The 14337-nt window shown below is 27.6% G+C and carries 12 protein-coding genes; all 12 read right to left on the bottom strand.

The genetic code is table 11. The features are described 5' to 3' along the window. Positions 1 to 28: 28 nt before the first annotated feature. A complete protein-coding gene (locus CQA44_RS05030; protein WP_115546198.1) occupies positions 29 to 2206 on the bottom strand; it encodes a PD-(D/E)XK nuclease family protein in 2178 nt (725 codons plus the stop codon). After that, a complete protein-coding gene (tkt, locus tag CQA44_RS05025) occupies positions 2203 to 4092 on the bottom strand; it encodes a transketolase (protein WP_115546197.1) in 1890 nt (629 codons plus the stop codon). The genes CQA44_RS05030 and tkt overlap by 4 nt, the downstream gene beginning before the upstream one ends. A gap of 120 nt (positions 4093 to 4212) precedes the next feature. Continuing rightward, positions 4213 to 5721 carry an outer membrane family protein gene (locus CQA44_RS05020; protein WP_115546196.1) on the bottom strand — a complete coding sequence of 503 codons (1509 nt, stop codon included), beginning with the start codon at positions 5719 to 5721 and terminating at the stop codon, positions 4213 to 4215. Positions 5722 to 5830: 109 nt separating this feature from the next. Next, positions 5831 to 7111 carry a glycosyltransferase family 4 protein gene (locus CQA44_RS05015; protein WP_181881788.1) on the bottom strand — a complete coding sequence of 427 codons (1281 nt, stop codon included), beginning with the start codon at positions 7109 to 7111 and terminating at the stop codon, positions 5831 to 5833. Next, positions 7051 to 8253 (bottom strand): glycosyltransferase family 2 protein, encoded by a 1203-nt coding sequence (locus tag CQA44_RS05010; RefSeq protein ID WP_115546194.1) that lies wholly within the window; start codon positions 8251 to 8253, stop codon positions 7051 to 7053. Before CQA44_RS05010 ends, CQA44_RS05015 begins: the two co-directional genes overlap by 61 nt. A 1-nt stretch (position 8254) precedes the next feature. Next, positions 8255 to 9334, bottom strand: a complete 1080-nt coding sequence (locus CQA44_RS05005; RefSeq protein WP_115546193.1) for a glycosyltransferase family 4 protein — start codon at positions 9332 to 9334, stop codon at positions 8255 to 8257. 2 nt (positions 9335 to 9336) lie between these two features. Beyond that, on the bottom strand, positions 9337 to 9825 hold the full coding sequence (locus CQA44_RS05000; RefSeq protein WP_115546192.1) for a hypothetical protein: 489 nt from the start codon (positions 9823 to 9825) through the stop codon (positions 9337 to 9339). Positions 9826 to 9972: 147 nt separating this feature from the next. Beyond that, positions 9973 to 10467 (bottom strand): class I SAM-dependent methyltransferase, encoded by a 495-nt coding sequence (locus CQA44_RS04995; RefSeq protein WP_258864905.1) that lies wholly within the window; start codon positions 10465 to 10467, stop codon positions 9973 to 9975. Beyond that, positions 10451 to 10891, bottom strand: a complete 441-nt coding sequence (locus CQA44_RS04990; RefSeq protein WP_115546191.1) for a hypothetical protein — start codon at positions 10889 to 10891, stop codon at positions 10451 to 10453. Before CQA44_RS04990 ends, CQA44_RS04995 begins: the two co-directional genes overlap by 17 nt. A 20-nt stretch (positions 10892 to 10911) precedes the next feature. After that, a complete protein-coding gene (locus CQA44_RS04985) occupies positions 10912 to 11811 on the bottom strand; it encodes a glycosyltransferase family 2 protein (protein ID WP_115546190.1) in 900 nt (299 codons plus the stop codon). A 123-nt stretch (positions 11812 to 11934) separates the two neighbouring features. Next, positions 11935 to 12900 carry a glycosyltransferase gene (locus CQA44_RS04980; protein WP_115546189.1) on the bottom strand — a complete coding sequence of 322 codons (966 nt, stop codon included), beginning with the start codon at positions 12898 to 12900 and terminating at the stop codon, positions 11935 to 11937. A 120-nt stretch (positions 12901 to 13020) separates the two neighbouring features. Then, positions 13021 to 14097, bottom strand: coding sequence for a DegT/DnrJ/EryC1/StrS aminotransferase family protein (locus CQA44_RS04975; protein ID WP_220272142.1), 1077 nt, complete (start codon positions 14095 to 14097; stop codon positions 13021 to 13023). Between the last annotated feature and the right edge of the window lie 240 nt (positions 14098 to 14337).

Here is a 14337-nt window from a genome sequence, read left to right as displayed (position 1 = left end):
GGGTTTTTTTGAAATAGTATCTACAATATTAATATCTATTACAAATATATTTATAATCACAATATTTACATATATTTTTATCTTCGCATTTATTAAATTCTATTTCACCATTTAGTTCATTAAGGCTTTCTTGTAAAGCTTTCTCGCACTCTAGTTCATCATTAGAATCCATAATATATTTTTTGTTTTTATATAAATCATAATACAAACAAGTTATATTATCATATTCATTTTGCAAGGCTTTTTTATAGATTAATAATTGCAGATAAGTTTCATTTTTAATATTAAAATCTTTTTTTAATTTATAATCTATGATGTATATTTGATCATTTATTTTATCAATCCTATCAATATAGCACAAAAAGTTAAAATTACCCATACTAAACTCTTTTTTTACTTCTTGAGCAATTATTTTTGTGCCATTTTTTATTGCCTGTGTTTGTTCTTTTATAAATTCTTGTAGATTATTTTTAATAATCTCTATATCAAGTCTTTTGCTAGTTTTATATTTTTTGGTGAATTCTTTTATTAAATTAGGTAGTTTTGATACATCAAAATTTTCTCCTAGATTTTTAAATATATTATGAAGTATTGAGCTATCATTTTCTTCTTTTTCTTCATTATTATTAATATTGCAAATATATTTAAAATAAAACTTTAATTTACATTCCATAAATATTTTTAATGAAGATGCAGAGAGGTTAAATCTCGTATTTTTAGCTATAAATATTTCTTCCTTATAGGTTTTATTAATCTCTTTTGGGAAAAATCTCCAAATAGCATCACCATCTTTACTTTCAAACTTCAATTCATTTAGCAAACTACTTGGAAGTTTATTTTTACAAAAAGCAATTTCTACATTTTTTGCATTTTGTATTAGGGTGTAGTAGTAATGCCTCTGTAAGTTCTCTTTATCTTTTAAGGTAGGTATTTTAGTATGTTTTCTAATATTTGTATTTAAAAACATATCATTATTATTTAATTTTGGAATTAAGTCTTCATTAAAATCTACAATAATCACTCTCTCAAAACTCACACCCCTACTTTCTAATACCCCTATTACTTTTACTTTGCCACCATTGTTATCATCAATATTATCTATATTTGAGAGTAAAAATTCAAATATATCATCATAAGATAAATTTTCAAATATACCTTCTATTGCTAAAAGTTCTAATTCATTATCCAAGTTTATCAAGGAAAGCACATTTCTTAGTTTTGATTTTGTAGCATCTAGGATTATAGAATTAGATTCTATATTGCTGTGTTGTGTATTTGTTAATATTTTAGATTCCTTAATATTTATTACTTCTCTTATTTTCTTAATCTTTTTAATTAAGGCAATGTTTTTAATTCCCATAGCATAATTTAGATTTCTTTTAATATCAAATATTTGTAGATATTTGCTAAATTCCTCATCAGGCACAATAACAGCAATACTCTCATATCCATTTTTAAGCCACTCATTTATCTTTGCTATTACTAAGAGGGCTTGATTTATCCTCATTTCAAAGCCATAGACATTAATCTTAGGGTTTGTGTGAGTTAGTTTTTTGCTATCTAAAATCTCAAATTTATTTATATTTAAAGTGTATTTTGTGTTTTCTTCTAATTTATTTGGTAGTATCCTATCAAACATAAAAGCATTATATTTGCTATAAGAAAAGCTAATGTTTATATTTGTATATTTTGAAGCTTCTTTTAGTATGTGAAAATCTTTGCTAGATAGAACTCCATCAATATTAATGAAAATATTTTTATAATATTTTAGATATTTTTCATTTATATTAAATTTATAGCCTATATCATATAAGTTTAACTCTTCTATTTTTTTTAAATAAACTTTGTATATTTTATTTAGTATCCTTAAATGGTCGCTATAATCGCCATAAGTATCACTAATATCAATATCATCTATATTAACCATACTAGATTCTAATTCATCAAAAAAGTTTAATAAGAATGTAGAATTCTCTAAAAATCTTAAAAATGCTCTATCAAAACCAAGATTTTCTATTTCTATATTATAAGTAGCATTCCATAGTAGTATAGACCTTAGGTATTTTGGAATCTTAGTTTTATTTGGAATAATTATAATATCATCAAAAAACTCTTTAATACTCTTTGCCTCAGGTAAAAATTCAAAATTATTATTGTTGTATAATTCAGCTAAAGCTCTATTTGATGAAAATACAAATAAATTCATATATTTTCTTTAATCTTTTTTATAATATCATCTTTATTAAATCCAAATTTATTAAATACCTCTTCACCTTTACCAGATGCACCAAAACTATTCATTGAAATAACTATATCTGCAAATTTTTCCCACTCTAAGCTTCTTGCAGCTTCTATGGCTACAACCTTGATATTTGGGATAAACAAGCTTTCTATAAAACTTTTATTTTGTTTTAGTAATAAGTCAAAACAAGGAGTGCTAATAACTCTAATTCCTATATTTTGACTTTCTAACATTTCTGCAACTTCTAAGGCTAAATGCACTTCACTACCACTAGCAACTAAAATAATATTAATTTTGCTAGGATCTTTTATTATATACGCACCTTTAGAACAATCATTGCTTTTTAATAAAGGAAGAGTTTGACGACTTAGCACAAATGCAGATGGATAGTTTTGCTTTAGTGCTATTTTCCAACACTCTATATTTTCATTAGCATCAGCAGGGCGGAATACAAGCAGATTTGGCATAGCTCTAAAATGGCTTAATTGTTCTATTGGCTGATGCGTTGCTCCATCTTCACCAACACCTATGCTATCGTGAGTCCAAATGTAAAATACTCTTAGTTTGCTAATACTTGCAATTCTAACAGCAGGACTCATATAATCACTAAATACGAAAAAAGTAGCACAATATGGAATAAATATTCCATATACACTAAAGGCATTTATAATAGCCCCCATTGCGTGTTCTCTTATGCCAAAATGTAAGTTTGCCCCATTTGGAAAGTCAGCAGAATCTTTTAATAAAGTATTATTTGATGGTGCTAAATCAGCACTTCCTCCAATAAAGCCCTTTAAATTTTTGCTAATTGCATTTAGTATTTCTCCATTTGAAGAGCGAGTTGCTATGTCTTTTTGAAATATTGGGTAAGTAATATTATCAAAGTTTGGATTTAATAGTTCATTTAAAAGCTCTTTTTTACTAGATTTATTTAATTTATCTTGCCATATTTTATAGTGCATATCACCCACTTCTATACTACTTTCAAAGGCTATTTTTACGCTAGATGGTATTGTAAAACATCCATTACTAAAATTACATCTTTCTTTTGCTCTTTTAATAATATCACTTCCTAATGGCGCTCCGTGTGATTTATGGCTACCTTCAAGCTCTAGTGCACCTTTTGCTATTTTAGTTTTTGCAATTATTAAAAAAGGCTTTGTAGAAGTCTTAGCGGTATTGAATGCATAATCTATTTCTTTAAAGTTATGTCCATTAATTTCTAATACATCAAATCCTTGTGCTTGAAATCTCATTTTTATATTTTCATTAAAGGCTATGCTAGTATCTCCTTCAATAGTGATATTATTACTATCATATATTAAAATTAGATTATCTAATTTATGCACCCCAGCAAGTGAACAAGCCTCATAACTAATTCCTTCTTGTAAATCACCATCACCACAGAAACAATAAACTTTGTGATTGATAATCTCATTTGATAGTAAATTTGCAGCATATTTAGCAGCCATAGCAAAGCCAACTGCATTTGCAACACCTTGCCCTAGAGGTCCTGTAGTTATTTCTATACCACTTGTAAGCCCATATTCAGGGTGTCCGGGTGTTTTAGAATCTAGTTTTCTAAAGTTCTTTAAATCTTCCAAACTTATATCATATCCACATAAATGCAAAAAGCTATAAATTAATGCACTTCCGTGTCCACCACTAAAAACTACCCTATCTCTATTAATCCATTTTGGCTCTTTTGGATTATGTATTAGATGTTTTGAAAATATAGTTATTATGTCAGATAAGCCCATAGCAACACCAGGGTGTCCGCTATTTGCTTTTTCAATCATATCAATAGAGAGGAATCTTAAGGTATTTGACATCTGTGTTTCTAATTCCATTTATAACCCTTTAAAAAATAATATGGGATTTTATCATAAGTTTATATTATCATTACTTAAGGCTTATTAGCCTAAAAAAGAGGAATACCCCTCATTATTATATAATGAGGGGTAAGATATTTAGAAATTATAATCTAGGGTTATAAATGCGTGGCTTCTATCATCTGTTCTTGTTTTACTAAGAGGGCTTGTAGTTGCTGGGGCACTAGCACCGGGATTGAAACCTGCTTTTGTTGTATCTCTTAGCCATTCTAGTTTTAATCCAATAGCAATATTATTGTTAAAAGTATGACTTAAATATAATGCAACACTTTCTTCATCACTTCTAGGACTTTTAGTGATTCTTCCTAAGACTTCCCAAGCAAATTTTCCATATTCTAAAGTATGGCTTCCACCACCAGAAAGATATACACTTTTTGCATTTCTACTTATTATATCACTTATATTAGCACCTATGTCATATACGCTTGTAGTCCAAAAATCAAGCCCAAGAGGATTTCCATAAGTTCCAAAATGAGAGTTTGCAGAGCCAAAATTTTGATAATAGCCAAGTCTAACATTGTAATCATAAATAAAGCCTTGAACTATAACATTTAAATTTCCACTTAACTTATCTACATCTTGATCGTATCTTTGAGGAGCATCAGTAGCATTAGGGTTATTTGCAGTAATTGCACTATTCCTAATTATTCTAAGGGCATATCCTTGTATTGTTGTTTTTAGCCCATATCCATTACCAAAGTATTTTTCATATACTAGTTTTGCCCCGGGTGCAGTATATAATCCGGGATAAAAATATACAAATGGGCGAACTAAAAGATTATAGCCATCTTTATAATCGCCTACTTTATCAATTCCACCATAAATTATATCAACACCACCAGAATGGATTCCTAAGTTTACTAAATCACCATTATTTTTTTGTGAGCTTTTTACCGCATAAAAGTCTAAGAACCATTGAGAATATGCAAAGGCTCTACCATAGGTGCTAAACCACCAAAGTTTTATTTCATTATCTTTATTTTGTGCTAAATCTCCATAATTAAAATGAATATCTGCTTGAAAGCCTTGTGTATAGCCAGAGTGGTAGTCATTATCAGACTCATATCTACCCCCTTTTAGATTGAAATATTTGCTCTCTAAATTTAGATAGGCATTTTGAATAATATAATTTCTATTATTTTTTGGTCGATAACCAAACTTATCTAAATTAGTAAAATATCCATTCCAACCACCAACATAGTTATTATTTAAACCACTTCCACTGCCAAAAGCATTTGGAGTTCCACCACCAAAAGTTAAACCATCATTTTTTGTAGAGTCCCAAGTAAGTGAGCCAGCTGCTATACCAAGCCCTACTTCCAGCTTATTAATATAGTCTGATTGAAAAAACGACTTAAAATTATAAGTTGTATCTAGTTTTCCAAAAATAGTAGAAAAGCTTTCTGTTGGGTAGATTCCCTCTTGTGCATTAACTTTTTGATTATTTATACCAATTTTATTAAAAGTCCCTACACTTCCGCTATATCCAAAGAATTTATCATCATCTGCAAATAGATTAGAAAAACCTGCTAATATTATTAGCGGCACAATCAATTTTTTTATACTTTTTTCATTAAACTTATCCATAATTTTTCCTTATTTTGTATTTTATTGAAAAGCTTATTTTGTATTATTAAAAGTTAAGTTTAATTAAATTTTTACAAATTCATATTAAATTTATACTTTTTTGTAAAATTTACACATAAATTTTAAACAAATTATTAACATATATTTCGGGGTTAATATTAACTTTTTTTCTAATCTTTAAAAAATCATAAAAATTTTTATCATAATTGTTTAATATTTTACTTAAAACTTGTGTTAAATCGCCTTTTTTAAGGTTGAAGCTAAATCCACCAAAGTTAATTTGTGTTTCTTTTAGTGCTCCAATATTGCTTACTACAGGAATGCAACCAGAAAGTATAGATTCTACAATCACTAGTCCAAAGGTTTCATAAAGAAAGGAAGGCAGGACACTAAGCTTTGCCTTACGCAAAATATCTTTTAATTCGGCTATATTGAGATGATTGATAAATTGATATTGTTCTTTATTAAGTAATTCTTTTGCAAGACTAAGACATCTAGGCTTATCATCTCCATCACCAATAATAAGTAATTTATAATTTCTAAAATTATCCTTTTGTGTTAATTCCCTAAAACTATGCAGTAATAGAGGAATATTCTTTTCTTTTGATATTCTGCCAAAAAAGACTATTAAATCTAGTTTATCTTCTAACTTCACATTTTCATTGTAGAATTCTAAATTTATAGGATTTCTGATCATTACTAGCTTATTTTTATCATAATGTTCTTCAATATGTTTTTGCATTTGAAAATTACTTACAAATACAATTTTATCAAACAAATCTTGCTCTTTTAAAAATATCCCTTGATAAAAAGGCACTCTAAGGGCTTTGATGATAGAATAAATCCTCCCCCTTCTATCGCAGTTAAAAAATGCAATTTTGTATTTATTAGCATTTTTACATTTTTCACAAATTTGATTTTTATTATAATTATAAAAGCATAGATTAGCACAAGAGCCAAAGCCGTGTTGCGTGTAGATTAGCTTTACTTTTGGATTTTTCTTTTTATAATTTTTTAGAGCAAAAAGGATGCTTGGACTTAGACGTGAGAGGTAGTTTTGTGTATGAATTACATCTGGTTTTAAGGTATAAAGGGCATTTTTTAATAAAAAATAATTTTTAAAATTAAAAATATATTTGATAACTCCTATTATTTTATTGTAGTTTTGATAATCATCTAGCAAAATGTGATGTTTGGAGTGTTTTATCTCTTTATCACAACTTGCACTATAAATTATAAATCTATCATATTTAGAAGTTAGCTTAATTGTATCACGAAAAACACTCTCTGCACCTCCTTTGAGACTATCACTTGCAATATGTAAGATTTTTAGAGCTTGATTTTCCCCAAGCTTATGAGATAAAGTAGGATTCTTGCATAGCTTTGCCACTTGCGATGAAAGCCTAGGCTTCTTAGGCAGGCTTTTAGATAAGGGCTTAAAATCCACTTATCCCCCCCCCCAATAGCTAGTGGCTCATCATAGCGGTATTCTAGGGCTTTTGCACTTTTTAGAATCTTTATTGTATTTGTTTGTGCGATATTAAAATGCTTATGTGTAGCAATCTCTTTTATATTTTTAAGATAATCTAGCTCATCAATTACCTTTTGTAAATCTAGCACTTTTTTATCACGCGTGGAAATATCTATTTTTCTTGTTATAGAGCTTTGAGAGGAGCAATACACATATAATTTATCTTTTATGCCTATGCTTTTTTTAGATAAGGCACAGAGATAAAAGCTCTTTAGTGCATCTTCTGCCATTGTTAGATGAAGCATAGTTCTATGTGTTAGAATTAAACTATTGGTTTGCTTGATTAATGAAGTTTTATAAGCTTTCCCACATATATGCCACGGGGGTGTTTTGTGCTTTACAAAAACTTCATATAAAATTTCTTCTTTAAAAAGAGGCTTTGTGATGATAGGTGGAGAGAGGTGTTTCCAAGTGCTAGGGTCAAATCGCATACCAAAAAATACAATATCAGGTAGATTTTCTATAAACTCATTATTATAAGATTTACTCTTTTTATTATAAGATTTTAGGTTTTGTGAAGAATTTAAATTTTGCTTAGGCATTTTAGAACTTATAATGCTTTTTTGAAGTGCCTCATAAATCCTCTCACAAGCTTTAAAATCTAAATAATCATCAGCATCTAAGAATAAAACATACTCTCCTTTAATCTTTTTAATCCCCTCTAATCTTGTTTGAAATGTCCCTAAATTCTTTTTATTATGAATTATTCTTATCCTTAAATCTTTTTTTACATAATCTCTAGCAATATTTATAGAATTATCACTTCCACAATCATCAATAATTAAAATTTCAATATTTTTAAAACTTTGATTAATGCAAGATTCTATGGCTCTAGCAATGTATTTTTCTACATTATAGGTAGGAATGATGATAGAAAAGAAAGGGTTTTTATTTGCAGTGTTTGTAAATATGGGATTATATAAAGAGTTTTTAAAAAAGGTGAGTTTAGGAATTAATTTTGAATTAGAATCTCCTCTATGCGACTTGCAATATGCTGCCATTCTAGCTCTTTTGCACGCAAGGTGAGGTTGTAAGTAATATTCTCATATAACGAAGAATCATTAATGAGCTTACTAATGGCATTACATAAAGATTGTGGGTTAGGTTTGCAAATAATTGCACAAGGGTTTTTTGATAATTTTTCATTACCCCCCCACCATTTCTATAAGCAGCTTCAAAGATGAATTGTTCTTTTAGCCCTCCTACATCAGTGCAAATACAAGGTATAGCATTGGCAATAGCAATACTAGCAACACCACTTTGAGATGCCTCAATATATGGCATAATCAAAATATGTGATTGATTAAATATAGAGGCAATTTGATTTTGTGTAAGAAAGGTATCAATAATTTCAAGTTTTTGTAAAAAGGCTTTAGAATAGGGTGATAAATCATATTTATAGCTACTTTTTCCAGCAATTATTAGCTTATTATAGGAATGTAGTGAGATTTTTTCTAGGGCTTGAAGCAATATTTCAATACCTTTGTATCTATTTACCCTTCCAAAAAATAAGAGATTTGGCTTTTTATTATAAGTTTTAGGAAGTCTTTGCAATCCTTTAAAAGCAAAGATTCCATGAGGAATGATAAATACTTTTTTATTTTTTAAAAGTTTAGGATTAATGCGATTTTTTACATAATGGGTTAGAAAAATAATTGTATTTGCGTTTTTAATGCAAGCATTGATTAAATATTGTTGAAATAAAAGCTCATCTCCACTATGGATTATGCCATCGTGTTCAATTAGGATAATTGGTTTTTTTTGCCACTTGAAGATAAATATAAAAGCTAGATTCCAAAAGTGAAAATAAGGTAGGAATAGCACATCATAAGATTTAGCTTGTTTATAGAATCTAAAAAGAATAAAAGGTAGTAAAAAAATAGAATTAAATAAGAAGCTAATCTTGTTTTTGTGATAAGTTGGGATTTTAACTGCATATTCTTTTAAATCTTCAATAGCATATTTTGTTTGATATAGCATATAGGGGAGTGTGAAATGCTTTAAAATAGAAAATAAATATTGAGCACAGCCCCCACCTCTTCCCAAAGACATTACTAAAATTTTTTTAGAATCTTGCTTCATTATTAATATTCTTTTTTAGCATTATAAGAGCGTGAAATAATCATTGCTAATTTTTTAGGTAATAGCCGTTTTATAGCGTATTTTAAAAGCATAGATAGATATTTAAAACAAAATATAATAATATAGAATTTATTGTATTTAGAAATGATTTTTATCTCTTCATAACAAAATCTAATGCTTGGAATTGAGGAGATTCCATTTGCATCATAGATACTAATGATAATGCCACTATTCCAAAATCGCCCACCTTTGTTGTAGATTTTAGTGAAAAAATCATTGTCTGCACAGATTTTAAAATTAGTATCAAATTTGTATTGTTTAAGCATTGATGTTTTTACAAAAACACTTTGATGACAAAAGGGCATACGATATTTTGGATTAGAATGATAGCTTGGAATTTTGCTATTACTTTTATCAAGCTTAAAAATGGTATCTCCATATAGTGCTATTATAGAAGAATTATTAGCAGTATAAAGATTTTTTTCATACATTGCTTTGCGCCTTATCTTATTGCTTAAATAAATGTAATTTTAGCACACTAAGCTTAAAAGAAGCAAGAAAGCCAAAGGTAGCCTTAAATAAGGACATACTTATGAATATTTTAGAGATTAAAGATAAATCTTTAAAATATTAAGAATCTATTTGCGTCTAAGCCAAATGCTTCCACCTGTATTTTTTTGACTTAAAGGTAGAGCTTTGATAAATTCTTGTGGATAGAGATGATAAAGAGCAGTATTAAAAAATACAATTTCAAAATGATTGTTAAAGGTTAAAAATGCACGTAATAAGTAAGTTTCATTCCAAGAATTTTTATCTCTAAGCCATTCTTTAGGATAGGTAAAAGGATAAAAAATATCATGAAAATGCACATAAACCCCACTTTTTAAACGAGGGAGAATCTCAAAAAAGATTTTATTAACATCAGAGTTAATTTTACTAATATGAGTAGAATCTACAAATAAAATATCATTAGATTCTAAATTATCAAATAAGCTTATATCTACTTCTTGCAAACGTTTTGGAAAAAGATTTAATGAAGGGAGGTCTGAAGGCTTTAGAAGGGATTTAAGAAGGGTAGGATAGGGTTCAATATGAGTTATTATGAGAGATTTAGTTCTATCCCCCCCCCCCATTAGAATCTAAAAATAGATCTTTTACATCATACATCAAAGCCGAGCTAAAACCACTACCTATTTCTATAATATGTTTAGGATTAGTGTAACGTATCATTGAATATAGACAAATTCCATCACTATGACAATAAGCAGGGTTGCTAAAATAGTAACGCAAGTGAGGTTTTTTGTCTTCATAAAAAGGCATATCTTTATAAAATGATGCAAATATATCTAAAAGCTTAAGTTGCTCTTTTAAATTTAGATTAATGCCTTTGAGGCTATCTGGATTATAGTTAAGATTCTTTATACCTTCATCAATCTCAAAATCATTTGCAATAGGTGAGTAAAAATGCCCACTAGGAACAAAATCTACTTGCCCAAAAATAGCTTGAATTTTACGATAAATTTTTCGTAATTGTTTTTTAAATATAGTAATATTCATCTTCTCTCCTTAGTATAATATTAATTATTCTTTTTGCCAAAAACTACTCTAGCTTTATTCCTAAACTTTTTTGGAATAATATTTCTAATACATACTCTAGGAATTATCCAAAAAATATACTTTGAAATATGTAGTATTGGAAAAAATCTATTATATTTAAAGCCAATTATGCAGTCTTCTTTAAACATTCTAAAAGATAGATTTGATGAGATTCCCTCTACATTAAAGCTCACAATAATTTCTTTAAAATGCTTAAAAATAACTCCATTATTATACGCTCTAGTAAAAAAATCTGTATCACCTGCTATTTTAAAGCTTGTATCATATTTATAACTTTTCATTAAATTAGTTTTAATAAATGCGGCTTGGTGGATAAAGTGGTGGCGATATTTATGTTTTGTAGTTTTTGAGTGAAGAATTTTATAATTATCATCATCAAAAAATATTTTTGCATCACCATAAATAATGCTAATTGCCCCCCCCTCTTTTAGATTTTTATATGCTCTAAAGAGATTTTCAATTACAAATTCATTATAAAAGTTATCTCCACAATTCATAAAATTACACCATTCTCCTGTGGCAAGGTCTATTCCCTTATTCATTGCATCATAGATTCCGCTATCTTTTTGACTTAAGAATTTAAAGCTAAAATTTTGATTATCTTTTTTTATAGCCTCAAGATAGAATCTAGATTCTAATTTAGCTTTGGCGTTTGATTGCTCTATACATTCTTCTTTTAATATATTTGATATATTTTTAATATAAGATTCTATTATCTCTTTTGTGCCATCATTGCTTGCTCCATCAATAAGTATATATTCGATATAAGGATAAGATTGTTTAGTAATAGAATCCATTGTTTGTTTAATGTGAATAATGTCATTATAAACAACAGTTATTATTGATATTTTACTTTGCATAATGTCTCTTTAATAAAATAATTTTGGATTCTATCTTATAATCTTTATCATTTTTATTAAATATATAAATAGAGGTTTTAAAATATGTGGTAATAGAAAACTTCGTTCTAAAAAACCTAAAAGTTAATTTTTATTCTTAAAAATTATTTTATATAAGTATCTAGTAATTTTATAAATTCCTAATTTTTTTAATAATGGAATTATTATATCCCTTTTATAGGAATAAAATGCTCTATAAAGATTTTTAGAAATTTTTGAATCTAATTCTATATTCTCTACCATTTTTGGACAAAAATCATTTTGTAATGCTTGATTTTGCCATATATTATCCATTGCACAATGCTCCCCTCTGCCATCATGCCCTCTATTAACAGAAAGCGGCTTAATTGGATAGAGAGTTAATCTATTTGTCTTAAACATGTTATAACAAATAATTACATCTCCATATTTTTTTCCTTTATCAAGCATATCTCTTAGTATTGGGAGCATATGATTTGAGATAGCATTAAATTTAGCAATTTCTTTTTTATTATTTAAAAACTCATCAACCCCTTGTAGATTAAAATCAATACTATAAAATCTATCTCTCCACATTCCAGTTCCCCACGGTGAATACATCCTTGCAGTGTACATTTCATAAGGATAACCATTATATATAATATTTTTATAATGTGTATGTGAAGCAATAGAAAATATCCTCTTGTCTTGTTTATAAAACTCTAATGCTTTATTCATATACTCTAAAAAACGATTTGATACTAAAATATCATCTTCAAATACAATAATCTTTTCATACTTGCTAAACACATATCGTATTGCATCATTTATAGAATCAAAACTACCTTTATTTGTATCCCAAAATATTCCTTCTATTTTTTTAAATCCACATATTGATTTTATATACTCTCTAATACTTTCTATTGTTTTTATATGAGAGCTATCATAAGCATAATCTGATACTATATATAAATATGTATATTTTGCTAATTCATTTTGTTTTAGTGAATTTATTGCATTTTGTAAGCAGTCTAATCTATCATAAACTGTTATCAAAACAGGGGCTAAATTATTAATATCTAAAGTCTGCATTAAGCGATTCTATAAAATTGATTTATAACTATTGTATATTATATAAAATAATACTACATATTGGTTTTTATTTTTATCCCATTTTCGCATAATCTCTTTTTGTGTCTTACAAAACATAAATTATCCTTTAATTAAAATTTTTATAATTTTATCTTGCTCTTTTTGACTAAGCCCCACATATAAAGGCAAACATAAAACTCTACTTGCAATATCTCTGCTAATAGGACAAATTTCACTTGTATTATATCTTAATGTATCTAGGCTAGGGTAAAAATACCTTCTTGGAAATATATTATTTTCATTTAGGATTCTTAACTTTGTAATTAGAAATTGCTCATTTTTAAAAAGAATTGGAAAATAATGATAATTGTTGCTTGAATTTAACTTTTGAAATTCAAAATAGTCTTTTAAGTTTTTATAATAGTATTCCCAAATTCTATTTCTATCTTCTAGTATTAAATTTATATCATCTAGGATACATAGTCCCATTGCTGCGTGGAACTCACTATTTTTAGTATTTATCCCTAAAATTTCTGGCATATTATTTTTAAGCCCAAAGTTTATCATCGACCTTGCTTCATCAAAAAGGTTTTTATCTCTAAATATTATAGCTCCACCTTCTATTGTATGAAAAATCTTTGTAGAATGAAAGCTTATTGTGGCAATATCCCCATACTTAAAAATACTTTTATCTTTATATTTTACACCAAAAGCATGAGCTGCATCATAGATTAAATATAGGCTATTTTCTTTAGCTATTTTATCTAGCTCTTCTACATCACAGGCATTTCCAAATACATGCACAGGCAAAATGGCTTTAGTTGTTTTATCTTTAGTGTTTAGTAAATTTTTTAGCTTATTTGTATCAATACAAAAGCTATCCTTAGAAATATCACAAAATCTAACTTTTAGATTCTCCCAAATAATTGTATTGCTAGTAGCCACGAATGAAAATGGTGTGCTTATGATAGTATCCCCTATATCTAGCCTAAGAATCTTGTATGCTATTTGTAAAGCTAGAGTTCCATTGCTAACTAATAGTATATGTGGCACATCTAAATATTCGCAAAGTCTATTTTCTAGCTCTAAACTCATAGGACCAAAGTTGGTTAAATGATTGTTTTGCCATATTCTATCTATATATTTGTAATATTTATTTTTATCTGGTAAATAGGGTTTAGTAATATTTATTTGCATCATTCACCTTAAAATTTATTTAAGCTTGATATTATCACAAGTAATTACTTAAAATCTCTTTTATATAATTTTGAATAATAGATTCTAAGTATATTTTTAAAGCCAATTATTTTTCGTAAAGCTTTATTATGAATAATTTTTATATTGCTTTTCTGTTGCAGAATAATTTTATTTAACATTAGGAATAATTTTAATTTAAATCCTCTATAAGCATTATTTGTTGTTATCTCTATACCTTAT

The sequence above is a fragment of the Helicobacter sp. MIT 14-3879 genome (assembly GCF_003364125.1).
The sequence above is the reverse complement of the archived record's forward strand: the minus strand, read 5'-3'. Positions and strand labels throughout refer to the sequence as shown.

Bases quoted from the DNA above. Each gene is read 5' to 3' on its own strand.
- CQA44_RS05000 (WP_115546192.1), bottom strand. From the start codon at position 9,825: ATGTATGAAAAAAATCTTTATACTGCTAATAATTCTTCTATAATAGCA.
- tkt (WP_115546197.1), bottom strand. From the start codon at position 4,092: ATGGAATTAGAAACACAGATGTCAAATACCTTAAGATTCCTCTCTATT.
- CQA44_RS05010 (WP_115546194.1), bottom strand. From the start codon at position 8,253: ATGGCAGCATATTGCAAGTCGCATAGAGGAGATTCTAATTCAAAATTA.
- CQA44_RS05005 (WP_115546193.1), bottom strand. From the start codon at position 9,334: ATGAAGCAAGATTCTAAAAAAATTTTAGTAATGTCTTTGGGAAGAGGT.
- CQA44_RS04990 (WP_115546191.1), bottom strand. From the start codon at position 10,891: ATGAATATTACTATATTTAAAAAACAATTACGAAAAATTTATCGTAAA.
- CQA44_RS05030 (WP_115546198.1), bottom strand. From the start codon at position 2,206: ATGAATTTATTTGTATTTTCATCAAATAGAGCTTTAGCTGAATTATAC.
- CQA44_RS04975 (WP_220272142.1), bottom strand. From the start codon at position 14,097: ATGCAAATAAATATTACTAAACCCTATTTACCAGATAAAAATAAATAT.
- CQA44_RS05020 (WP_115546196.1), bottom strand. From the start codon at position 5,721: ATGGATAAGTTTAATGAAAAAAGTATAAAAAAATTGATTGTGCCGCTA.
- CQA44_RS04995 (WP_258864905.1), bottom strand. From the start codon at position 10,467: ATGGGGGGGGGGGATAGAACTAAATCTCTCATAATAACTCATATTGAA.
- CQA44_RS04985 (WP_115546190.1), bottom strand. From the start codon at position 11,811: ATGCAAAGTAAAATATCAATAATAACTGTTGTTTATAATGACATTATT.
- CQA44_RS04980 (WP_115546189.1), bottom strand. From the start codon at position 12,900: ATGCAGACTTTAGATATTAATAATTTAGCCCCTGTTTTGATAACAGTT.